The following is a 20,678-nucleotide window of genomic DNA, read 5'->3' as shown; positions in this document are numbered from 1 at the left end:
GTCATCACGGAACCTCGGCCGGCAGCAAGCCACCGATGCCCAGACTGCATGAGAAAGCGGAAGATCCCCTGCTGGATGCACGACCCAGTCCTACAGCGCACAGTATTCTAGACGTCAGACCGGGTCTTTGCAAACGCTTGGGGGCGAAAGTCGACTAACCCTTGACGCCCTGCACTGCGCTGGCATTTTGGCTTGCCCTCTCTCCGCCTGCCGGGGTAGCGTTCCATTACGCATGTGTTAAATATTTTAACAATTTTTAGCACGGGAACGAGCATGACATGTGACAAAGGGTGGGGCGGAGCTATTGCGTGGTGCGACCGGTGAGCATTCGCAACTTGCTAATTTCCTTGCTGACCCTGATGGGAATGCTGATCCTGCTGGGCTCGAGCTGGGAAATCCGTGAGATCCGGGCCAAGCTAAACGCCGCGCAGTGGGTCCACCAGAGCAATCGAGTGGCAGACCTTTCCCTTCGCGCGAGCGGTGTCATGGCCATGGAGCGCGGAATCACCGCCGCCATCCTTTCTCACCCGGCCCAGGCCAGCCCGGACATGATGTACGAGATGGCCCGGCAACGACACGATGTCGATGCACTCTATCGTTCCATCCTGGACTCCGCCTCAGAGCTGCCGAGCCTTTCTCGAATCGACGACACTCACCCCCTCCGCCGCGGCCTGCACCAACTCACCCAGAACCACGACACAATGGCAACCGCGCGCCAGAAGGTCGACCAGCGTATCACCAGCGAGGCCGCAGAGATCGATGAAAGCCAATGGATCGGTCTGGCAACACGCTATATCGATGTCCTGTCAGAGCTGCGTGATGCCACCGCTCACCCCATGCCGGACAATATCTACTCCTACACCACCAATCCGCTGATCAAGGATGCCCTGTTCAATGTCAGCGAGCATGCCGGGCGAGAACGGGCAATCATCGGCTCGGCCATTGCCCAGCAGAGCCCCCTGAGTGAACCCGAACGAGCGACACTACAGCGCTATCGCGACATCGTCGAAGCCTCGCTTGCCCGAGTCGAGACCCTGATCCAGCAACTGCCTGACATGCCTGCCCTGACAAAGGCAAGAGCTGAGCTGGACGCCCACTTTCTCGATGAGTACCAGGCTCTGCGCCTTGCAGTCTATGAAGCCGACAATGATCGAGCCGCCTATCCGGTCAGTGCAGCCGAGTGGTACCAGCAAGCCACGGCAGGCATCGGATCTGTGCTGACTCTTTCGGAAGCCGTAAGTGATCATTTCGAAACCAGCTTCGACAGGTTGCGTGACGGCGTCATGCTCTCCGTGGCCATGGTGGCCTTCTCCATTCTCACTGCCGTGAGCATCTTCGCTTTTGCCGTCTGGTCTATCAGGCGCCGTATCCTTCAACCACTTTTGCGTCTCGAGACATCGATGAATCATGTCGCCACTGGCGCCTTGAAACAGCCGTTGCCGGCGTTTAACCGTGATGAAATTGGCAGCCTAGCGCAGGCCTTCGAGTCCCTTCGCGCTAACCTTGTCGATGACATCGAACGACGTGAAGCGACGGAGGCAGAGCTGCGCAAACTCTCCCACGCCGTCGAGCAGAGTGCCGATTCGGTCATCATCACCAACCGGCAGCGGGAAATTGAATACGTCAACAAGGCGTTTGAGCAGCTGCGTGGATACCAGCGAGAAGACATCATCGGCATGAATGCGCGAATTTTCAAAAGCCATGAGCGCAACTCACCCGAGCTGTATCAGAACTTGCGTGATGCCCTGGAGAAAGGCGACACCTTCCGTGCCACGCTGCTCAACCTGGGTGCCAACGGCAAGACGTACTATGAAGAGATCGCCGTTTCTCCGCTGCTCGACCAGGGCGGCGAGATTACCCACTATGTCGCCAATAGCAGGGACGTCACTGAACGTATTCATGCAGAGCAGGAGCTAAAGAAGCTCAATCAGGCCATCGATCAAAGCGTCAGCTCTATCGTCATCACCGATGCCAATGGCATTACCGAATACGTCAACCCCCAGTTCACACGCACCACCGGCTACGCACCCGAAGAGATCAAGGGCAAGCGCATTCACCTGCTCGAGCCTGGGCGCCTCCCGCGCAGCCAATACCGGAACCTGCGCAGGACACTACAGCAAGGCAAGGTGTGGGAGGGGGAAGTGCTGAGCCAGCGCAAGGATGGAGAACCCTATTGGGAGCTGACCTCCATCAGTCCGGTTCGCAACCGCCACGGCATTATCACCCACTTCGTTGGCATCCAGTACGACATCAGCGAACGCAAGCGGATGGAGGAACAGATAAACCATCTGGCCTTTTATGACAGCCTGACGGACCTGCCCAACCGCACCCTGCTGGCGCAGCAATTCGATACGCTGGCAAGCCAAGCCCTGCAGCGAGGCAAAAAGGTTGCCCTCCTGTCGCTGGATATCAGCCGCTTCCACCTGCTTAATGACAGCCTGGGCCATCGCGTTGGCGACAAGGTGTTGCAGGCTGTTGGCCAGCGGTTGTCGGAATGCGCTCGACAGCAGGATATGGTGGCTCGCTATGCGGGAGATGAATTCGTCGTCATCCTGTCCGACGCGCCTGATTCCCACGGCATCGCCGCCGTTGCCCAGCGGATGATCGACACGGTTTTTCGCCCGCTGACCATCGAAGGCCATGATCTGCGCATCAGCATGCATGCTGGCATCAGCGTGCTACCACAGGACGGCCAGGATCTCGAATCCCTCCTTGGCAACGCCACCACGGCCCAGCATCTGGCGGCGCGGGAAGGGAAGAATACCTATCGCTTCTTCACCGAAGACCTTAATGCGGCGGCCCAGCAGCGCCTGGCACTCGAGCAGGACCTGCGCCGTGCGCTCGAGGACAACGCCCTTGAGCTGCACTACCAGCCCAAGGTGGACCTGGCCACTGGCGAGGTAGTCGGCATGGAGGCCCTGGCCCGCTGGCACCACCCCAGCGAAGGCAACGTTTCGCCCATGACCTTCATCCCGATCGCTGAGGATACCGGCCTGATCCAGCCCTTGGGTGAGTGGGCCCTGCGCCAGGCCTGCCTGCAGGGTCAGGCCTGGCAGCTCCAGGGACTTGGCCCGCTGAATATGGCGGTCAACCTTTCGACCCGCCAGCTACAGCAGGTGGACCTGGCCGCCTCGGTCGGCAGGATCCTGGCCGAAACAGGCTTCTCCCCCGAACTGCTGGAGCTGGAGCTGACCGAAAGTGCGGTCATGGAGCGCCCCGAGGAAACCATCAGAGTCCTGAACGAACTCAAGTCCCTCGGCGTGCGCCTAGCCGTGGACGACTTCGGAACCGGCTATTCCAGCCTGGCCTACCTGCGCCGCTTCCCCTTCGATACGCTGAAGATCGACCGCAGCTTCATTACCAACATCACCACCTCACCGGATGAGGCCTCCATCGCCCAGACCATCATCGCGATGGGGCGCGGGCTACGCCTTCAGGTGGTGGCTGAAGGGGTGGAAACCCAAGCCCAGGCCGCCACCCTGCGCCGCCATTGCTGCGACCAACTGCAGGGCTATCTGTTCAGTCGCCCGCTGCCGGCGAGGGAGCTGGAGACCCTGTTGAGGGAACGGCGACGCATGACGTTGCCCGACAGCAATTCGGCCGACGACCGCTCGCTGCTGCTGATGGATACCGATGCAAATGCACTTGCCGCGCTGTGTACTCCGCTACAAAAGGCCGGCTACCACCCAGTGAACGCCACACATATCGATGAAGCCTTCGACCTGCTCGCCCTGCACGGCATTCGCGTGGTGGTCGGTGGCCTGCACCCGCCGGAGATGCCAGGCCTGGAGCTCTTCAAGCGCATTCGAGCCCTCTATCCCGAAGTCGCCTGCCTCGCCCTTGCCGCTCCGGAGGACACCGCCCAGGCCACCGAGCTCGTCAAAAGCGGCCTGCTCCAGGGCTGGCTGCCCAGCGATTGCCGGGACGAAGAACTGATCGCTCTGGTGCAGGCGGCCTTCTCACAGGACGCAGTCACCGCAGCAAGCCATGACGCTTCCCTCGATACCTGCCCCTGAAGCCATGGCCCCGAACAGACGCCCCCCGCGCGCTACATCGGCCGTGGATGACAAGACCAACGCATCGGCCTGCTGGGCCGATTCGGCGCTTTGGCACGCAGGATGTCGTCCTTGCCTTCGAGCGAACACTTAACCCCAGCCCAGCTGGTATCAGTTTGGTAGAATCCCGGTTATCACTCCTCACGAGCCCACCCCATGCTAGTACTCGGCATCGAAACCTCCTGCGACGAAACCGGCGTTGCGCTCTACGACACCGAACGAGGCCTGGTCGCCGACGCACTCTACAGCCAGGTCGCCATGCATGCCGAATACGGCGGCGTGGTGCCCGAGCTCGCCTCCCGGGACCATACCCGCCGGCTACTGCCGCTGATACAGCAGATACTCGACGAAGCCGGGGCGACACGCGCCGAGCTGGATGCCATTGCTTATACCGCGGGCCCGGGGCTGGTTGGCGCCTTGATGGTGGGCGCCAGCACCGCCCATGGCATGGCGCGTGCGCTGGGCATTCCCGTGCTGGGGGTTCATCACATGGAGGGGCACCTGCTGGCCCCCATGCTGGAAACATCGCCACCGGCCTTTCCCTTCGTGGCGCTGCTGGTATCGGGGGGCCACACTCAGTTGGTCGAGGTCCAGGGGCTGGGTGGCTATCGGCTGTTGGGCGAGTCGGTGGACGACGCCGCCGGCGAGGCCTTCGACAAGGCGGCGAAGATGCTGGGGCTGTCCTACCCGGGCGGGCCACAGGTCGCCCGGCTCGCCGAGCGGGGTGACTCCGGTCGATTTCGTTTTCCCCGCCCCATGACCGACCGCCCGGGGCTCGACTTCAGCTTCTCGGGGCTGAAGACCCACACCCTGACCACCCTGAAACAGCTGGAACAGAATGACGCACTCGACGACCAGGCCAGGGCCGACGTGGCCCGAGCCTTCGAGGAAGCGGTGGTGGATACACTGGTGATCAAGTGCCGCCGCGCGCTGGATGCCACCGGCCACAAGCGGCTGGTGGTGGCAGGCGGCGTCAGCGCCAATATGCGCCTGAGGGAACGGCTGGAGCGGGAGACTGCCAAACGCAGTGCCCGGGCCTTTTACCCGCGCGGCCGCTTCTGTACCGACAACGGCGCGATGATCGCCTATGTGGGCGCCCAGCGTTTATTGGCTGGTGAACATGACGAGGTCGGCATCATGAAGGCGGTGCCACGCTGGCCGATGGATACGCTGGAAACGCCTGGTTCAGCTCAGGCATAGCTGCCGGTACCCGTGATCTGTTACAGACCCGGCTCATCGCCGCGCCCCAGGCGCTGGATATTCAGCATATGCCGCGCCAGTACCAGCGCTGTAAAGGCCATTACCACGATGACATAGTCCGGCGCCAGCCAGACGCTGGCCAGCGGCGCCAGACCGGCACTGGCCAGGGACGCCACCGCCGCGGTGCGCACCCGCCAGGCCAGGACCGCCCAGAGCAGCGCACAGCACAGAGCCACCCAGGGTGTCAGTACCAGCATCACGCCGAAGGCGCTGGCGACGGCCTTGCCGCCGCGAAAGCGGTGCCAGAAGGGGTAGCTGTGACCCAACAGTACCGACAGGCCGACCACGCCCTGAGCCCAGGGCGCCAGCCCAAGCCCCATGGCCAGCCAGAGCGCCGGCATGCCCTTGATCGCGTCCAGCAGCAGGGTCGCCAACGCCAGCCATCGGCCATGCAGCCGCAGCACGTTGGAAAACCCGGGGTTGCAGGAACCCGCCAGCCGCGGGTCCTCCACGCCCGCGATTCGACACACACTCAAGGCACCCAACCAGGAGCCGCTGAGGTAGCCCAACCCCAGTAGCGGCAGCAACCACTCGACCGATGTCACCTATGCTCGCCTCCTGTCATGCTCATGAACAGATTCTGCCTGCCCCGGCGCCGTTAAGACAGCGCGGGGTCCCTGTCATCCCCCCACCGGCTCACGTACAATCAGGCGCCAAACCGGATGCCAGCCGCATCCTCCGCCTACGGGGAGACACAATGGACCGTGTACTGATCGAGTCGCTCGCAGTGGAAACCGTGATCGGCGTCTACGACTGGGAACGCACCATCACCCAGCGCCTGCTGCTCGATCTGGAGCTGGCCACCGACATCCGCCCCGCCGCCGCCAGTGACGATATCACCCTTACCCTCGACTATGCCGCCATCAGCCAGAGGGTCGCTCGCTTCGCCAGTGACCACGACTTCGCCCTGGTGGAGACCTTCAGTGAGCGACTCGCGGCGACGCTGCGTGACGAGTTCGCCATTCCCTGGCTGCGGCTGACGGTGCGCAAACCCGGCGCGGTACCCGCCGCCGCCGCTGTCGGCGTGCGCATCGAGCGCGGCACCCGACCGGAGGATGCTTGATGGCCCTGGTCAGCGCCAGCATCGGCAGCAATATCGACCGTGAGCGTCATGTCCGCGCCTGCCTGGATGCCTTGACGGGCACCTTCGGCAGCCTGGCGGTTTCCCGTGTTTTCGAAAGCGAACCGGTGGGATTCGAGGACGGACGCAACTTCTTCAATCTTGTCGTCGCCTTCGAGAGCGAATGGTCGGTCGGAGAGCTCCAGGCCTGGTGCAAGCGTCTGGAGTTCGCCAACGGTCGGCGCAAGGAGAGCCCCAAGTTCAGCCCGCGTACCCTGGACATCGACCTGCTGACGGTGGGCGACCTGGTTGGAGATCATGATGGAGTCGAGCTGCCGCGAGGAGAGATCCTGCAACACGCTTTCGTACTGCAGCCACTGGCCGAGCTGTTGCCGGAGGCTCGTCATCCCCGCGATGGACGTACCTATCACGAACTCTGGAACGCTTTCGATGCGCCCGACCAGCGACTCTGGCCGGTCGGATTTAGTTGGCAACCTCCGACAGTTAGGTAAACTTGGGTAATGCTTCGTAAAGGAGCCCCATGAACAAGAAAAGGAACCAGAATGTCTGCCAAATTCCGCCTTGTGACACGCAGCGACTTCGACGGCCTGGTATGCGGTGCCCTGCTCAAGCATCTCGACCTGATCGATGACATCCTCTTCGTGCATCCCAAAGACATGCAGGATGGCAAGATCGAGATCGGCGAGCGGGACATCACCACCAACCTGCCCTATGTGCCCGGCTGCCACCTGGCCTTCGATCACCACCTGAGCGAGACGCTGCGTAATGAGCAGCGGGCGGATAACCATGTCATCGACCCCGACGCCCCATCGGCAGCGCGGGTGGTCTGGCGCCACTATGGCGGGCACGACGCCTTTCCCGCGCGCTGGGATGACATGATGGATGCCGTGGACAAGGGCGACTCGGCACAGTTTGACCGCGAGGAGGTGCTGAATCCACAAGGCTGGGTACTGCTGAACTTCATCATGGATGCGCGGACCGGGCTCGGTCGCTTTCGCGACTTCCGCATCTCAAACTACCAGTTGATGATGAAGCTGATCGACTACTGCCGGGAACACAGTATCGAGCAGATTCTCGAACTGCCGGACGTGCAGGAGCGCATCGAGCTCTATCAGGAGCACAGCGACAAGGCGAAAAAGCAGATCCAGCGCTGCGCCGAGGTTCACGGCAATCTGGTGGTGCTCGACCTGCGTGACGAAGAGATCATCTATGCGACCAACCGTTTCGTCATCTATGCCCTCTACCCGGACTGCAATATTTCCATTCATGTAATGTGGGGGCTGAAGCAGCAGAACACCGTCTTCGCCATCGGCAAGTCGATTCTCGACCGCTCCAGCCGCACCAACGTGGGGGAGCTTTGCCTGGCCTACGGCGGTGGCGGGCACCTCAACGCCGGCACCTGCCAGATCGCCAATGACGAGGCAGAAGTGCGGCTGCGCGAGATCATTGCCCGCATCCGTGCAGACGGCTGAGAAGCGCGAGCTTAGGGCCCGCCAGCTCAGCTCTGATCCAGCACCTGCCCGAGAATGGCTCGACGACGTCGGGCCAGTTCATCGCCGAGCGCACCACCGGTGAACCCCTCCTCGACCAGCGTTCGGGGCGACAACCGAGAGACCTCTCGCCAGGCGCGTGCCAGTCTATCGGCAAGCCCCGGCGCCTCCAGTTCGAGCAGTGCCAGCAACGGTGCGACCCGCTCGCTGCGACGCCAGGCGTCGATGCCATCGAGCCAATCGTTCACCGCCGCCGGCGTCGGACCAGGCTGAGCGCGCAGCCAGCGCGTCAGTGCCGCCTGACGCATCAGGTCGCGGTAAGCCCGCGGTAGCCGCAAGCGCTCGGCAATGGCATCACGACTGTCGGCATCGAGATGCTCCACCAGCCGTGCCCAGCGCCAGCGACGTCGCTCGTTACTCGCGAGCCCTTCCGGCAGTCGATCCAGCCGCACCAGTGCCGCCCTCAGCGCTTCGGTATCCCGTGCCAGTTCCGGCAACAGTACGGCCAGGGCACCGCACTCATCCAATACCCGAAAATAGACCGTCGGCCGGGGCTCGCCCAGCGCCTTCTCGGTCTCGGCCCAGACCCGCTCAGCCACCAGGTGGGCCAGTTCGCCACTCTCCGACAGCTCCCGCATCAGTGCCAGGGTTTCATCGGCGATGGTGAAGCCGAGCCCGGCATAGCGGGCCAGAAAGCGGGCGGTACGCAGCACCCGAAGCGGATCCTCGACGAAGGCCGGCGACACGTGACGCAGCACTCGGGCCTCGAGGTCGTCGAGGCCGCCGTAAGGGTCGACGAAGTCACCTTCAGGCGTCTCCGCCATGGCATTGATGGTCAGGTCGCGGCGGGCCAGGTCCTCCTCCAGGGTCACTTCGGGGCTGGCATGCACGACGAAGCCGGTGTAGCCATGGCCGGACTTGCGCTCGGTTCGGGCCAGGGCATACTCCTCATGGGTTTCGGGGTGCAGGAACACGGGGAAATCGCGGCCTACGGGCCGAAACCCCCGCCGCCGCATCTGCGCAGGCGTGGCCCCCACCACCACCCAGTCGGTATCCGTGACCGGCCAGCCCAGCCGGGCATCACGCACCGCCCCGCCCACCCGATAGGCCTCGAGCCCGTCGAGATAGCGGTCGCGCCGTTCCTTCATGCTTCAGCGCTCCACCCGGTCCGGGTGACGATGCTGCCATTCGGTGAAGCCGCCATCGAGACTGTAGACCCGGGAAAAACCCTGGCCCGCCAGCCAGTCTGCCGCCTGCTGGCTCGAGTGCCCGTGGTAGCAGACCACCACCATTGGCTGCGCTCGGGGTGAGGCCTCGAGCAGCGCCGGCACGCTGTCATTGTCCAGATGACGGCTGCCGGGAATGTGGCCATTGGCAAAGCTCATTGGATCACGGATATCCACCAGGGTGAGAGGCGCATCGGCCGTGAGCCACTCATCGAGGGCCTCGGGCGTCAGATGCTGGAACGAGGGGGGCGTCATGGCTAGCTCCCGGGTCGAAGGAAAAGGTCAGCGGCGCTGATGGCTGGGTACGCCAGAACGCTCGCCGGTGGAGAGATTCAATGCCGTCAGCCTGCCGCCCCATACGCAGCCGGTATCCAGTGCCTCGACCCGGGCGCGCGCGCCGGGTGCCTGCCCCTCCAGGGCCGCCCAGTGACCGAACACCAGCCGAGCCTCATCCTGGCGAGGATAGCAGAACCAGGGGGCGAAGCCGGGTGGCGCGCTGTCCAGGCCCTCCTTGGCAGAGAAGTCGAGACAGCCCTCGGCATCGATGAAGCGCATCCGGGTCAGCACATTGACGATGGCGCGCAGCCGCTCGACTCCATCGAGCGAGTCGTGCCAGCAGGCGGGCTCATTGCCGTACATCCGTTGCAGGAAGGCACCGCTTTGCTCGCTGGAGAGCCGCTCCTCGACCTCGCGAGCGAGGCCGGTCGCCTCCGCCGGAGACCACTGTGGAAGAAGCCCGGCATGGGTCATCAGTGTATCGCCATGGTCGCCCAGGTCCTCGCGTACCAGCAGCGGCCGGGACTGGAGCCAGTCGAGCAGTGCCTCGCGGTCCGGCGCGTCGAGAATGCACTCGAGGGTATCCTTGCGATTGAGCGATGCCCCGCCACGCGCCACCGCCAACAGGTGCAGGTCGTGGTTGCCCAGCACCGTGACGGCGGCCTCGCCGAGTGCCCGCACTTCGCGCAGGCAGGCCAGCGACGCCGGCCCGCGGTTGACCAGGTCCCCGGCCAGCCACAGTCGGTCGCGGCGGGGGTCGAAGGCGAGCCGTTCGAGCAGTTCGACGAATTCGGCGTGACAGCCCTGCAAGTCACCGATGGCGTAGGTCGTCATGTCCTCTCCTTGTCGCCCTGCCGTTTGTCGACGCCTCAGTGCACCTGGTTGGGACCAGCCAGCCGGAAGGGCGGAATCTCCACTTCGAAGGGCCGCTGGCTGGCGGTGTCGACGCAGGTATAGGCACCCTCCATGACCCCTACCGGCCCATCGAGGATGGCGCGACTGGTATAGCGAAAGGTCTGCCCCGGGCCGATCATCGGCTGCTGCCCGACCACTCCCTTGCCGCGCACTTCCTGCACCTTGCCACTGCCCTGGGTAATCTTCCAGTGACGGGCCAGCAGCTGCATGCTGCGTGCGGAATGATTGTGGATGGTCACCGTGTAGCTGAAGACATAGCGCGCTTCGTCACTGGAGGATTCGTCATCGCGAAAGGCGGGCTCGACGTCAACTAACACTTCACTCTCTTGTGGCGTATCCGTTACCCGATTCATGTCGTCGCCTCCGAAGCGGCCAGATGGTTGGAGATACGAACGAACTCTTCGATCGTGAGTGTCTGGGGACGGCGCGATGGCTCGATGCCCAAGGCCTCGAGGGCATCGGCATCGATACGCCCCTTGAGGTTGTTGCGCAGCGTCTTGCGGCGCTGGCCGAAGGCCTGGCGCACCACATGGAAGAGCAGCGCCTCGTCGCTAGCCGGATACGGCAGGCTCGCATGAGGCGTCAGCCGGACGATGGCCGACTCCACCTTGGGGCGAGGCACGAAGGCTTCCGGGGGCACGGTGAACAGCGCATCGACCCGACAGCGGTATTGGGCCATGACCGACAGCCGCCCCCAGTCGGGGCCGCCCGGTTCGGCGGCCAGGCGTTCGACCACCTCCTTCTGCAGCATGAAGTGCATGTCGGCTATCGCGTCTCCCGCCTCGAGCAGGTGACTGATGAGAGGCGTGGAGATGTTATAGGGCAGGTTACCGACCACCCGCAGCGGCTCGCCCTCACCGCGCAGGGCGTGAAAGTCGAACTTGAGCGCATCACCCTCGTGGATGATGAAGTCGGGGTAGTTGAAGAACTGCACCCGCAACCCGGGTATCAGATCACGGTCCAGCTCGATTACCTCGAGCTGTCCCTCGGCCGCCTCTACCAGGGGTTCGGTCAGGGCGCCCTGACCAGGACCGATCTCCACCAGGCGATCGCCAGGGCGGGGGGCTATGGCCCGCACGATGCGCGAGATGATGCCGGGGTCACGCAGGAAATTCTGGCCGAAGCGCTTGCGAGCGCGGTGGACCGGCGGGCGCGATGCCATGAAAAAGTCCTTGTCTTGTCGTTCGTCAGGATATTGAAGCGGCCGCGCCAAGGCGGGCCATGTCGGCGGCTAGCGCGATGGCCACGCGCAGGCTGCCCGGGTCGGCAACGCCGCGGCCTGCCAGATCCAGCGCCGTGCCGTGATCCACCGAGGTCCGCACCAGCGGCAGCCCCAGGGTGATATTGGCGGCACGGCCGAAGCCGGCATACTTGAGCACCGGCAGGCCCTGGTCATGATACATCGCCAACACGGCATCCACGCCTGCCAGGTGTCGCGGCGTGAACAGGGTGTCGGCCGGCAGCGGCCCATCGAGGCGCAGGCCCTCGCCGCGCAGCCGCTCGAGGCAGGGCACGATGACATCGATCTCCTCGCGACCCAGGTGGCCCCCTTCTCCGGCATGGGGGTTGAGGCCACAGACGGCGATGCGTGGCTCGGTCACACCGAACCAGCGCCTGAGGTCGGCCCGCAGGATACGCAGGATACGCGCCAGGCGTTCGTCGGTAATGGCGCCGGCCACGTCCTTCAGTGGCAGGTGAGTGGTGGCCAGCGCCACCCTCAGGGCCGCCCCACCCTGCCAGCTCGCTTCGCTGGCATGCAGCGCCTGGTCGGTGGCCAGCAACATCACCACCTCATCGACGCCGCAGGCGTCGCGAAGGTATTCGGTATGGCCGCTGAACCCCGCATGGCCGGCATCGAGTATCACCCCCTTGTGCAGGGGGGCGGTGACCATACCGGCAGCATCACCGGCCAGACACGCCCGTACCGCCAGGTCCAGGGTTTCCAGCACATAGTCGGAATTGGCGACCGCCAGCCGGCCCGGCAGGCTCGGCTCCCGCAGCGCCACCGGCCAGACCGGCAGCACACCGGCCTTCGGCGCTGGCACGGGTTCATCCGGTGCCAGCGTCATCAGCTCGACCCGGGCGTCTACCATTGCGGCACGCTCGGCCAGCAGCGACGGGTCACCCACCGCCACGACCCGTGCCGGGAACGGCTCACCGGTTGCCAGCTGCAGCACCAGCTCGGGCCCTATACCGGCAGGCTCGCCAGTGGTCACTGCCAGGACAGGCGACTGAACCGCCACTGCCATCAGCGGGAGGTGGACAGGCGATTGTCGACGAAGGCCTCGGCGCGGATCTCCTGGATCCAGGCATCCAAGGCCTCTTCGGCCTTCTGCTGGAAGACCATCTGGCGGGCCTGGTCACGGCTCACACCACCGCCCCGCTGCTCGATGAAACGCTCCACTTCCCGCTCGCTGACGTTGACACTCGAGCCCACCTGGCGCTGGTGCAGTTCGCGCATCAGCATCTCGCGGCGAATCTCCTCCCGTACGGCAGCCATCGTCAGGCCGTCGGCCTCCAGGGCATCGGCAAACTCCTCGAGTGTCATGCCGTTGCTCTCGGCAATGGCCCGCATCTGGCGGTTGAGTTCGGTGTCGTCGATGCCAAGTCCGGCACTTCTTGCCTTCTGCAGCTGGATCTCCTCGACGATGATGCTCTCGAGCACCTGCTCACGCAGCATCGCTTCTGGGGGGAGACCCTGGCCCTGAGCCGCCACCTGGCTGCGCACCAGTTCCACGCGCTCGGCCAGGTCGCTCTCCATGATGGCGTGTTGGTTGACAACCGCCACGATGCGGTCCAGCGACTGGCGCTGCAACGGCTGGAAATCCTGGGCCATAGCCATCAGAGGCAAGGCCCCAAGGCACAGGACCAGCCCAAGGGCTGCGCCCAGTGTGGCGATTCGCGGGATGCGCATAACGTTCTTTCCTCTCATGGTATCTCTGATAAAAAACCTGCTGGGGCGACCTCAAAAAGCGGTCGCACGATAACCCGGAACAGCCTGTTCGAAATAGTCGCCGGCGTCGCCACCGACACCCCCCAGCCCCTTCAGCACGAAGCGCAGGAAGACCCCTCGCTCGGTGACGTCGTTATCGATCCGGGCGGTACCACTGTCATCGATCCATTGGCGCCAGACCAGCTGCAGACCATAGCAGCAGTCGTTCCACTGCACACCCGCCAGCTGGTCCAGAAAACGGTCGTTGGTGTGGTCGTAGAGCGCCCGACCGATCAGGTCCACTCGCGGCGAAGCCTTCCAGGCGAACGACATGTCGAACTCCTCACGGTCGAAATCGCGGAACTCGTCATCGCCGGGCTCCACCGATGGATCGAAGCCTTGGAGTTCCCAGCGATAGCCAAGGTTCAACACGTGTCCCGCCTTGGCTCGGTACTGCAGATAGGCTGAGCTTCTCTCGGTACGCTCCTGACGATCATCGTAGAGCCACTCCAGGCGGCTGCGCCACTGATCGTCGATCTGCCAATCGAGTCGCGAGACCAGCGACGAGCGGTCGCGAGTGGCATTGTAGAAGCGCTCGAAATCCGAGTCCGGCGGCAGGGTGTCGGGGTCGCCATCGATGTCGATGTTGCGGTCGTCGAAGTAGAACGCCTGACCCACCCCTACAGAGACGCGCTCACGGCCACTGGCATCTTCCAGCAGGCGTGACTCGAGACCCACCGAGAGCCGGTTCAGGTCACCGACTCGGTCGGCGCCGGAGAAACGGTGCGGCGACCAGAGTTGGTTCCAGGAGAAAGCGCGCTCGCCGGCATCGAAGTCGGGGAACTCACTCTGGTCAGTGCCCGGTACGTAGGCGTAGTTGAGTCTCGGCTCCAGGGTATGGCGGTAGTCACGTCCGCCGAGCTCCAGCTCACGCTCGAAGACCAGGCCTCCGTCGATGGACGACACCGGCACGGCCCGCTGCAGTGAGGTATCCCGGTCGGTCTCGCGCTGCCCATAGTCCAGGGCATAGGCGGTATAGAGCCACTCGACGCGAGGCTCGAGATGGCCCCAGCTGTTATCGAAGCGCCAACCCGTGGCCGGGGAGAGGTGCAGCCGACTGCCCACTGCCGCCTCCCGATCAAGCGGAATGGCTACTTCGTTCACGTCACGCCAGAAGTAGGTGAGGTTGGAGCGCCACTGCTGGTAAAAGCCGCTCTCCTGGGTCCAGCGCGCGTTCGCCGTCAGGCTGGGCAGCCGATAGAAGGGCTTGTCACGATCGCGCAGCGGGTCGTCAAGGCGCTGGAAACCTTCGGCCCGGGCATCGAATTGCCAGACGTCGCCAAGATGGCGCAGGCGGGCCAAGCGGTGCATGTTGTCGGGATCGTCACCGAAGATACTGCCGTAGTCGTCAAAATAACGTCCGTCGCTGGCGGCCCCGTAACGCAGGTCATAGCGGTTGCGCCGGTCAAAGTAACCAGAGTGTCGGTAATCGAGATACCAACGATCCTCGCCTTCGAATCGACCCGAGGCAGCGTTGGGGTCATCGCTGGAACCACCTCCGTCGCTCGACAGGTAGGCGCCCTCGACCTGACCAACATCGGTGGGGAACAGGTAGCGATATTCGCCCCCAAGCAACAGGCCCCGATCGGATATCCAGCGGGGCGTGATGGTGGCATCGTGATTGGGCGCGATATTCCAGTAGAACGGCTGAGCATAGTCCAGGCCGCCACCGGAGAGACCGATCTCCGGCCACAGGAATCCAGTTTGACGACGATCATCGATAGGGAAGCGCACCCAGGGCCAGTAGAAGACCGGCACCGGCCCCATCTCCACGCGAGCGTGACGCGCCGTGCCAAATCCACTCTCGCGGTCGAGCACCAGGTCGCCGGTCACCAGACGCCACATCTCGTCGCCCGGGTCGCAGGTGGTGAAGTTCGCCCTGGTCAGGCGGTAGCGCCCATCCTCCAGGCGTTCCAACTGCAACGCATTTCCGCGCAGGCGCTGATCATGGATGACGTAGTGGGCCATATCGACGCTGGCAGCATCGCTGACCAGAGAGACATCGGCCGCCTGCCCCCGAACCAGCAAACTCTGGTCGCGTAATGCCAGCGGCCCCTCGGCAAAAGCCTGCTCGCGCGATGCCGGCACGCTAACCCTCGGGGATTCCAGCTGACTGTCGCCACGTCGCAGGATCACTTCGCCGCCAAGAATCGTCTCGCCCTCTTCGCCATAGAAGGCGCTGTCGGACTCGGATCTCACCTGCTCTGGGTCATCTGTCGCCGGCAGGCGATACTCAGGCATCACATAGGTGCCACGGCACAGCGCACCCGCCGGGCGGTCGTCGCCCCAGGCGTGCCAGTCGAGCTGCGCGGCCGGCAGGGGCTCCAGCGCCACCGCTGCCAGCGCGCCGCAGGTCAGGCCGTAAGTGATCAGGCCAGCCAGCGCTGCCCCTGCTTGTCCCTTGCCCATGGTCCACGATGTCCTTGCCGGAGAGAATCGGTATTATACAGACCGTACCCGGCCTGTCGTATGTCATTGAACGAGCATGCGGCGGTGCCCAACGGGCGTCAACCGGCACCGCCCGACATCAGCAAGGAGCCCACATGCCCCAGGCCGACACCGCGAAGCGATTCGACGCCCTGCGCCGCTGGGTGGCCGAGAGCCACAGCCTGCCCGTCGATGCGTTCGATCTGCAGCTGGCTGCAGGCGACGCCAGCTTTCGCCGCTACTTCCGCCTCGCCCTGCCCGACGGTACCACGCGGATGCTGATGGACGCCCCACCTGACCAGGAGGACAGCCGCCCCTTCGTCGAGATCGCCCGGCGCTGGCGGGCCGGCGGCCTGCCGGTGCCGGCATTGCATGCGGTCGATCTCGATGCAGGCTTCCTGGAGCTCGACGATCTTGGCGACACACCGCTGCAGAACTGCTTCGCCGACGACCACCATGCTGCCACCCTGGACTGGCACGACCGTGCCCTCGACATGATCCATGAGCTACAGAATCGTGCCGGCCCCCACGACCTGCCGCCCTATGATGCCACCCTGCTGGGGCGAGAGCTGGCGCTCTTCCCCGACTGGTGCCTGAGGGAGTGGCTCGGCATGCCTGAGTTACCGCCGGGCTGGAGCGCGCTGCGCGACGCGCTGATCGCATCCGCCCTGGCCCAGCCGGTAGTCACGGTACATCGTGACTTCGACGCCATGAACCTGATGGTCCACGGCGAGCGACTCTACCTGATCGATTTCCAGGACGCCGTAGCCGGCCCCATCAGCTACGATCCGATCTCGCTGTTGCGCGGCCGCTACTGCCGCTTCCCCCCGGAGCGCTTCGCCGCCTGGGTCGAGGCCTTCCGTCAGCGAGCGGTCGCAGATGGGCGCCTGCCCCATGCCATCTCCGCCGAAGCGTTCCTGCATCAGGCACAGGCCATGGCCGCCCAGCGGGCGCTCAAGGTGCTCGGCATCTTCTGTCGCCTGACGCTGCGCGATGGACGCGAGGGCTATCTTCAGCGCCTGCCACATTTCCTTTGCCACCTGGAGGAGAGCCTGGCCGGCCTGCCCGGTCACGAGGCCTTTCACGGCTGGCTTATCGCCACCTTCCGCCCTGCGCTCGAGGCAAGGCTCGTGGCCGAGGGCATCGAGTCCGGAGCCCGACCATGAAAGCAATGATCCTGGCCGCCGGACTCGGCACACGCATGCGCCCCCTCACCGACCGCTGCCCCAAGCCGCTGCTACCGGTGGCCAGCAAGCCGCTTCTCGTCCATCACCTGGAACGCCTGGCGGCGGCCGGCATTCGCGATGTGGTGATCAACGTCAGCTATCGGGCCGAGCAGATCATCGAGGCCCTGGGCGATGGGTCGGCCTTCGGCGTCGCCATCGCCTGGAGCCGGGAGGAGACACCGCTCGAGACCGGCGGCGGCATCCTGCGCGCGCTGCCCCTGCTGGGTGAATCGCCCTTTTTGCTGGTCAACGGCGACATCTGGTGCGACTTCGACCCGGCCAGCCTTCCCCCTCTTGATGACGATCTCGCTCACCTGGTACTGGTCGACAACCCCGACCATCATCCGCGAGGCGATTTCCACCTGACTCCCACAGGACGCGTGCTCGAGCTGGGGGAGCCCCGGCTGACTTTCGCCGGAATCAGCCTGCTCGACCCGGCGCTGGTGGCGGATCAGGCGCCCGGAGCATTTCCACTGGCCCCGCTGCTCCGCGAGGCGATAAGCGCAGGACATATTGGCGGGAGCCACCATCGTGGCGCCTGGGTCGATGTGGGGACGCCGGAACGGCTCGCCCAGCTGGATCGGCGGCTGCGCTGCCTGCTGGGCTGAGCTGGGCTGAGCTGAGCTGAGCTGAGCTGAGCTGAGCACCATCGAATGATATGCTGCTCCCATCGTTATCCCATTTCTCGACAGGAACCCTTGCCATGAAAGCCACTATCAAATGGACCGACGGTCGCCAGTTCGTCACCGAATCAGGCAGCGGCCACAGCGTGGTCATCGACGGCCCCCCCGACCATGGCGGCCGCAACACCGGGCCACGCCCCATGGAGATGCTGCTGATGGGCATGGGTGCCTGCGCCTCCTTCGATGTGCTGGAGATCCTCGACAAGTCGCGCGCTGCCGTGACCGACTGCGTCGCCCAGGTCGAGGCCGAGCGTGCCGATGCCGTGCCGGCAGTCTTTACCAAGATCCACATCCACTTCACCGTGGCGGGCCACAGCCTGAAGGAGAGCCAGGTGAAACGCGCAGTGGAACTCTCCGCCGAGAAGTATTGCAGCGCCTCCATCATGCTGGCCAAGGGCGGCGTCGAGCTCAGCCACTCCTACACCATCGTAGATGCCTGAACAGACCACCGGGCGCATGACTATCCACCACAGGGCCAGCTGCCGGTAAACGTGCTCAGAGCCGATAGACACTCTTGGTCATGACCTTGGACATCAGCGACATGCCGAACTTCACCGGTGTCGGGAAGCGCGCCCCGCCGGCTTCCAGTGCGAGCTGGGCATGGTGCGCTTCGTCGATGGCCATCTGGCGCAGCACCGCCCGGGAGCGGTGATCGCCCGGCGGCAGGGTTTCCATGTGTTCGTTGAGGTGCTTGCCCACCTGCTCTTCGGTTGCCGCAACGAAGCCGAGGCTGACACGATCGCCCACCGCACCGGCCACGGCGCCTAGCCCGAAGGAAGCGGCATAGAATAGCGGGTTGAGCAGGCTGGTGTGACCGCCCAGTTCCTGCAAACGCTCGTCGCACCAAGCCAGGTGGTCGATTTCCTCCTGGGCGGACTGCTCCATCTGCTCACGCACCTCGGGCAGCTTGGCGGTACATCCCTGCCCTTGATAGAGCGCCTGAGCACACACCTCCCCGGTATGATTGACACGCATCAGCCCCGCCGCGTGGCGACGCTCGTCCAGCGTCATGGGGTCATCGTCGATATCCGCGGTGACCGGGGAGGGACGCGACGAGCGTGCGGCATGGGGCACCAGTGTGCGCAGTACGGTATCGAACTGGTGGATCAGCGTATCGGCATGGCTCAGCTTGCGGGTCATGGCACCCTCGTTTCAACACAGACGAATCAAACCACCGACCCAGCCAAGGCGCTCATCGCCTGGAAGAGCCGACGTTGAATACCGCAAACGCCACCCTCGCGGGTGGCGTTTGCGGGTATGCACCTGATGCGTCGCACGCCTCGACGCGCGCGGTTTTCACCGCAGGGCGCCGGCTAGCCAGCCGGCCAAGTAAAGCGTCGACCGCCCATCAGGTGCATATGAATATGATAGACCGTTTGCCCGCCCTGGTCATTGCAGTTCATCACCACGCGATAGCCATCGTCGGCGAAGCCACGCTCCTGCGCCAGCCGTGCCGCGGTGAACTGCAGGCGGCCGACCAGGGCCAGGTCAGCCTCCTCGATATCGTTCAAGGTGGCGATGTGCTGCTTGGGGATGATCAGGATGTGGGTAGGCGCCTGGGGGTTGATATCGTTGAATGCCAGGACATGCTCGTCTTCGAAGACGATGTCCGCGGGAATCTCACGCTTGATGATCTTGCAGAACAGGCAGTCCATCGATGTCATGCTCCTGTCGTCGTGAAAGAAAGGAAGTCGTACAGCGCTCAGCGAAAGCGCCGCTGAGCGAGCAGATGGCGCACCAGTGGCGCCAGTATCAGTTCGATGGCCAGTGACATCCTGGCACCGGGTACGACCAGGGTGTGCGGGCGACTCATGAAGGAGTCCTGGATCATCGCCAGCAGCCACGGAAAATCCACGGTGGAGGGGTCCCGGAAACGGATGACCACGAAGGATTCGGCGTCGTTGGGGATATCCTGCACCTCGAAGGGGTTGGAAGTGTCCACCGTGGGCACGCGCTGAAAGTTGATATGGGTACGGGAGAACTGCGGCTGGATATAGCGCACGTAGTCGCCCATGCGCCCCAGGATGGTATCGATCACCGCCTCCTGTGAGTAACCGCGCATCTTGATGTCGCGATCGATCTTCTGGATCCACTCCAGGTTCATGGTCGGTGCGACACCCACCAGCAGGTCCACGTGCCGGGCAATATCGTGCTCGGCGGTGACCAGGCCGCCATGCAGGCCTTCGTAGAAGAGCAGGTCGGTGCCGCAGGGCAGCGGCTGCCACTCGGTGAAGGTGCCGACCCGGTAGCCGGCCTCGATCATCTGCTTGTCTTCGGCATGGATATAGTGCCGAAAGGTCCCGGTGCCGTGCTCGCCATACTCCAGAAAGAGCGCCTCGAGCCGGTCCAGCAGGTTGGCCTCCACGGCGAAGTGGGACAGCTCATCCTTGCGTTCGGGCTCCTCGCGGAAGATGCGCGCCAGTTCGTCTCGGGTGTAACGATGGAAGGCATCGCCATCGACGATAGCGGCATGCACGTCCTCCCTGGCGAACATCCGCTCGAAGGTTCGCTTCACCGTCGTCGTGCCGGCCCCGGAGGAGCCCGTGACGGCGATGATCGGATACTCGCGCGACATCAGGCGCTCTCCGCCCTGGTGAGGGCCTGCCACACGACCTCGGGTATCGCAACGCTACGCCCCTGGGCAGGGTTTATCAGCACGACATTGAGGCGGGCGATAGCCACCGGCCGGCCGCCTTCGGCATGGCATACGCGATGATAGACGACAATTACCTTGCCTGTCGGAGCCGGGATGGCAGTCTCCACCACCAGGGCATCGGGCCAGCGCGCTTCGGACTGATACTGTACGGCGAGGTCGGCCACTACGCTGGGATAGCCACCCAGGTCCCACTCGGTCAACCCGAGGGAGCCGAACGCCTGAATGCGCGCTTCGTGGAGCAGCGATACCAGGGTGTCATGCCCAAGGTGCCGACCATAGTTCATGTCGGTGATGCGAACCGACAATGGCTGACGGTGCACGATAGCCGCTTCGGGAAATTCCAGCTTGATGCGGTCCATCCTCACTCCCTGGTGCTTGTTGTCGGTCAGTA

General features: G+C 64.2%; 21 protein-coding genes. 8 read left to right on the top strand and 13 right to left on the bottom strand.

The features are described from left to right. Nucleotides 1-335: 335 nt before the first annotated feature. Both DU505_RS16670 and tsaD read left to right on the top strand, forming a co-directional pair. On the top strand, nucleotides 336-4,016 hold the full coding sequence (locus tag DU505_RS16670) for an EAL domain-containing protein (RefSeq protein WP_147273092.1): 3,681 nt from the start codon (nucleotides 336-338) through the stop codon (nucleotides 4,014-4,016). A gap of 195 nt (nucleotides 4,017-4,211) precedes the next feature. Next, nucleotides 4,212-5,255, top strand: a complete 1,044-nt coding sequence (gene tsaD / locus DU505_RS16665) for a tRNA (adenosine(37)-N6)-threonylcarbamoyltransferase complex transferase subunit TsaD (protein WP_114480107.1) — start codon at nucleotides 4,212-4,214, stop codon at nucleotides 5,253-5,255. 20 nt (nucleotides 5,256-5,275) lie between these two features. Here the strand turns inward: tsaD and plsY are convergent, their stop codons facing one another. Continuing rightward, complete coding sequence (plsY, locus tag DU505_RS16660) at nucleotides 5,276-5,860, bottom strand: glycerol-3-phosphate 1-O-acyltransferase PlsY (RefSeq protein WP_245948011.1); 585 nt, start codon at nucleotides 5,858-5,860, stop codon at nucleotides 5,276-5,278. A 152-nt stretch (nucleotides 5,861-6,012) separates the two neighbouring features. Here plsY and folB point away from each other — a divergent pair, with 152 nt between their 5' ends. The 3 genes from folB to DU505_RS16645 are packed head-to-tail and all read left to right on the top strand — an operon-like array spanning nucleotide 6,013 to nucleotide 7,868. Continuing rightward, nucleotides 6,013-6,378: a dihydroneopterin aldolase gene (gene folB / locus DU505_RS16655; RefSeq protein ID WP_114480106.1), complete on the top strand. Its 366-nt coding sequence runs from the start codon at nucleotides 6,013-6,015 to the stop codon at nucleotides 6,376-6,378. Then, nucleotides 6,378-6,887 carry a 2-amino-4-hydroxy-6-hydroxymethyldihydropteridine diphosphokinase gene (folK, locus tag DU505_RS16650; RefSeq protein WP_114480105.1) on the top strand — a complete coding sequence of 170 codons (510 nt, stop codon included), beginning with the start codon at nucleotides 6,378-6,380 and terminating at the stop codon, nucleotides 6,885-6,887. The genes folB and folK overlap by 1 nt, the downstream gene beginning before the upstream one ends. 51 nt (nucleotides 6,888-6,938) lie before the next feature. Next, the gene (locus DU505_RS16645) at nucleotides 6,939-7,868 is read left to right on the top strand and encodes a DHH family phosphoesterase (RefSeq protein WP_114480104.1); all 930 of its coding nucleotides are present in this window, start codon (nucleotides 6,939-6,941) and stop codon (nucleotides 7,866-7,868) included. A gap of 26 nt (nucleotides 7,869-7,894) precedes the next feature. Here the strand turns inward: DU505_RS16645 and DU505_RS16640 are convergent, their stop codons facing one another. The 8 genes from DU505_RS16640 to DU505_RS16605 are packed head-to-tail and all read right to left on the bottom strand — an operon-like array spanning nucleotide 7,895 to nucleotide 15,704. Continuing rightward, on the bottom strand, nucleotides 7,895-9,034 hold the full coding sequence (locus tag DU505_RS16640) for a tRNA nucleotidyltransferase/poly(A) polymerase-related protein (RefSeq protein ID WP_114480103.1): 1,140 nt from the start codon (nucleotides 9,032-9,034) through the stop codon (nucleotides 7,895-7,897). 3 nt (nucleotides 9,035-9,037) lie between these two features. Then, nucleotides 9,038-9,367: a thiosulfate sulfurtransferase GlpE gene (gene glpE / locus DU505_RS16635; protein ID WP_114480102.1), complete on the bottom strand. Its 330-nt coding sequence runs from the start codon at nucleotides 9,365-9,367 to the stop codon at nucleotides 9,038-9,040. 27 nt (nucleotides 9,368-9,394) lie between these two features. Further along, nucleotides 9,395-10,222 (bottom strand): symmetrical bis(5'-nucleosyl)-tetraphosphatase, encoded by an 828-nt coding sequence (locus DU505_RS16630; RefSeq protein ID WP_114480101.1) that lies wholly within the window; start codon nucleotides 10,220-10,222, stop codon nucleotides 9,395-9,397. 35 nt (nucleotides 10,223-10,257) lie between these two features. Next, on the bottom strand, nucleotides 10,258-10,656 hold the full coding sequence (gene apaG / locus DU505_RS16625; RefSeq protein WP_114480100.1) for a Co2+/Mg2+ efflux protein ApaG: 399 nt from the start codon (nucleotides 10,654-10,656) through the stop codon (nucleotides 10,258-10,260). Beyond that, nucleotides 10,653-11,465, bottom strand: a complete 813-nt coding sequence (gene rsmA, locus DU505_RS16620) for a 16S rRNA (adenine(1518)-N(6)/adenine(1519)-N(6))-dimethyltransferase RsmA (RefSeq protein WP_114480099.1) — start codon at nucleotides 11,463-11,465, stop codon at nucleotides 10,653-10,655. The genes apaG and rsmA overlap by 4 nt, the downstream gene beginning before the upstream one ends. A 25-nt stretch (nucleotides 11,466-11,490) precedes the next feature. Next, nucleotides 11,491-12,552, bottom strand: a complete 1,062-nt coding sequence (gene pdxA, locus DU505_RS16615; protein ID WP_114480098.1) for a 4-hydroxythreonine-4-phosphate dehydrogenase PdxA — start codon at nucleotides 12,550-12,552, stop codon at nucleotides 11,491-11,493. After that, nucleotides 12,552-13,217 carry a SurA N-terminal domain-containing protein gene (locus DU505_RS16610; protein WP_114480097.1) on the bottom strand — a complete coding sequence of 222 codons (666 nt, stop codon included), beginning with the start codon at nucleotides 13,215-13,217 and terminating at the stop codon, nucleotides 12,552-12,554. The genes pdxA and DU505_RS16610 overlap by 1 nt, the downstream gene beginning before the upstream one ends. Nucleotides 13,218-13,268: 51 nt before the next feature. Further along, nucleotides 13,269-15,704 carry an LPS-assembly protein LptD gene (locus DU505_RS16605; protein WP_114480096.1) on the bottom strand — a complete coding sequence of 812 codons (2,436 nt, stop codon included), beginning with the start codon at nucleotides 15,702-15,704 and terminating at the stop codon, nucleotides 13,269-13,271. A gap of 134 nt (nucleotides 15,705-15,838) precedes the next feature. On the opposite strand from DU505_RS16605, the gene DU505_RS16600 reads away from it, so the two are divergent. The 3 genes from DU505_RS16600 to DU505_RS16590 all read left to right on the top strand — a co-directional run bounded on the left by DU505_RS16600 (nucleotide 15,839) and on the right by DU505_RS16590 (nucleotide 18,071). After that, a complete protein-coding gene (locus tag DU505_RS16600; protein WP_114480095.1) occupies nucleotides 15,839-16,888 on the top strand; it encodes an aminoglycoside phosphotransferase family protein in 1,050 nt (349 codons plus the stop codon). Further along, on the top strand, nucleotides 16,885-17,556 hold the full coding sequence (gene murU / locus DU505_RS16595; protein ID WP_114480094.1) for an N-acetylmuramate alpha-1-phosphate uridylyltransferase MurU: 672 nt from the start codon (nucleotides 16,885-16,887) through the stop codon (nucleotides 17,554-17,556). The genes DU505_RS16600 and murU overlap by 4 nt, the downstream gene beginning before the upstream one ends. Before the next feature lie 95 nt (nucleotides 17,557-17,651). After that, nucleotides 17,652-18,071: an OsmC family protein gene (locus tag DU505_RS16590; protein ID WP_114480093.1), complete on the top strand. Its 420-nt coding sequence runs from the start codon at nucleotides 17,652-17,654 to the stop codon at nucleotides 18,069-18,071. 55 nt (nucleotides 18,072-18,126) lie between these two features. Here the strand turns inward: DU505_RS16590 and coq7 are convergent, their stop codons facing one another. From coq7 to DU505_RS16570, 4 genes are all read right to left on the bottom strand, one after another. Next, nucleotides 18,127-18,771, bottom strand: a complete 645-nt coding sequence (gene coq7 / locus DU505_RS16585) for a 2-polyprenyl-3-methyl-6-methoxy-1,4-benzoquinone monooxygenase (protein ID WP_114480092.1) — start codon at nucleotides 18,769-18,771, stop codon at nucleotides 18,127-18,129. Between the two features lie 173 nt (nucleotides 18,772-18,944). Further along, a complete protein-coding gene (locus DU505_RS16580; protein WP_114480091.1) occupies nucleotides 18,945-19,286 on the bottom strand; it encodes a histidine triad nucleotide-binding protein in 342 nt (113 codons plus the stop codon). A gap of 47 nt (nucleotides 19,287-19,333) precedes the next feature. Beyond that, on the bottom strand, nucleotides 19,334-20,206 hold the full coding sequence (locus tag DU505_RS16575; protein WP_114480090.1) for a phosphoribulokinase: 873 nt from the start codon (nucleotides 20,204-20,206) through the stop codon (nucleotides 19,334-19,336). Beyond that, nucleotides 20,206-20,646 (bottom strand): acyl-CoA thioesterase, encoded by a 441-nt coding sequence (locus tag DU505_RS16570; RefSeq protein WP_114480089.1) that lies wholly within the window; start codon nucleotides 20,644-20,646, stop codon nucleotides 20,206-20,208. Before DU505_RS16570 ends, DU505_RS16575 begins: the two co-directional genes overlap by 1 nt. Nucleotides 20,647-20,678: the final 32 nt, after the last annotated feature.

Source organism: Billgrantia montanilacus (genome assembly GCF_003336675.1).
GTDB classification, from domain to species: domain Bacteria; phylum Pseudomonadota; class Gammaproteobacteria; order Pseudomonadales; family Halomonadaceae; genus Halomonas; species Halomonas montanilacus.
This window is presented reverse-complemented; position numbering and strand designations above follow the sequence as displayed.

Coding starts and splice junctions, on each gene's coding strand:
- DU505_RS16580 (WP_114480091.1), bottom strand. CDS start 19,286: ATGGACTGCCTGTTCTGCAAGATCATCAAGCGTGAGATTCCCGCGGAC.
- rsmA (WP_114480099.1), bottom strand. CDS start 11,465: ATGGCATCGCGCCCGCCGGTCCACCGCGCTCGCAAGCGCTTCGGCCAG.
- glpE (WP_114480102.1), bottom strand. CDS start 9,367: ATGACGCCCCCCTCGTTCCAGCATCTGACGCCCGAGGCCCTCGATGAG.
- DU505_RS16570 (WP_114480089.1), bottom strand. CDS start 20,646: ATGGACCGCATCAAGCTGGAATTTCCCGAAGCGGCTATCGTGCACCGT.
- DU505_RS16630 (WP_114480101.1), bottom strand. CDS start 10,222: ATGACGACCTACGCCATCGGTGACTTGCAGGGCTGTCACGCCGAATTC.
- DU505_RS16590 (WP_114480093.1), top strand. CDS start 17,652: ATGAAAGCCACTATCAAATGGACCGACGGTCGCCAGTTCGTCACCGAA.
- DU505_RS16640 (WP_114480103.1), bottom strand. CDS start 9,034: ATGAAGGAACGGCGCGACCGCTATCTCGACGGGCTCGAGGCCTATCGG.
- folB (WP_114480106.1), top strand. CDS start 6,013: ATGGACCGTGTACTGATCGAGTCGCTCGCAGTGGAAACCGTGATCGGC.
- DU505_RS16600 (WP_114480095.1), top strand. CDS start 15,839: ATGCCCCAGGCCGACACCGCGAAGCGATTCGACGCCCTGCGCCGCTGG.
- murU (WP_114480094.1), top strand. CDS start 16,885: ATGAAAGCAATGATCCTGGCCGCCGGACTCGGCACACGCATGCGCCCC.
- tsaD (WP_114480107.1), top strand. CDS start 4,212: ATGCTAGTACTCGGCATCGAAACCTCCTGCGACGAAACCGGCGTTGCG.
- DU505_RS16645 (WP_114480104.1), top strand. CDS start 6,939: ATGTCTGCCAAATTCCGCCTTGTGACACGCAGCGACTTCGACGGCCTG.
- DU505_RS16575 (WP_114480090.1), bottom strand. CDS start 20,206: ATGTCGCGCGAGTATCCGATCATCGCCGTCACGGGCTCCTCCGGGGCC.
- DU505_RS16605 (WP_114480096.1), bottom strand. CDS start 15,704: ATGGGCAAGGGACAAGCAGGGGCAGCGCTGGCTGGCCTGATCACTTAC.
- DU505_RS16610 (WP_114480097.1), bottom strand. CDS start 13,217: ATGCGCATCCCGCGAATCGCCACACTGGGCGCAGCCCTTGGGCTGGTC.
- pdxA (WP_114480098.1), bottom strand. CDS start 12,552: ATGGCAGTGGCGGTTCAGTCGCCTGTCCTGGCAGTGACCACTGGCGAG.
- folK (WP_114480105.1), top strand. CDS start 6,378: ATGGCCCTGGTCAGCGCCAGCATCGGCAGCAATATCGACCGTGAGCGT.
- apaG (WP_114480100.1), bottom strand. CDS start 10,656: ATGAATCGGGTAACGGATACGCCACAAGAGAGTGAAGTGTTAGTTGAC.
- coq7 (WP_114480092.1), bottom strand. CDS start 18,771: ATGACCCGCAAGCTGAGCCATGCCGATACGCTGATCCACCAGTTCGAT.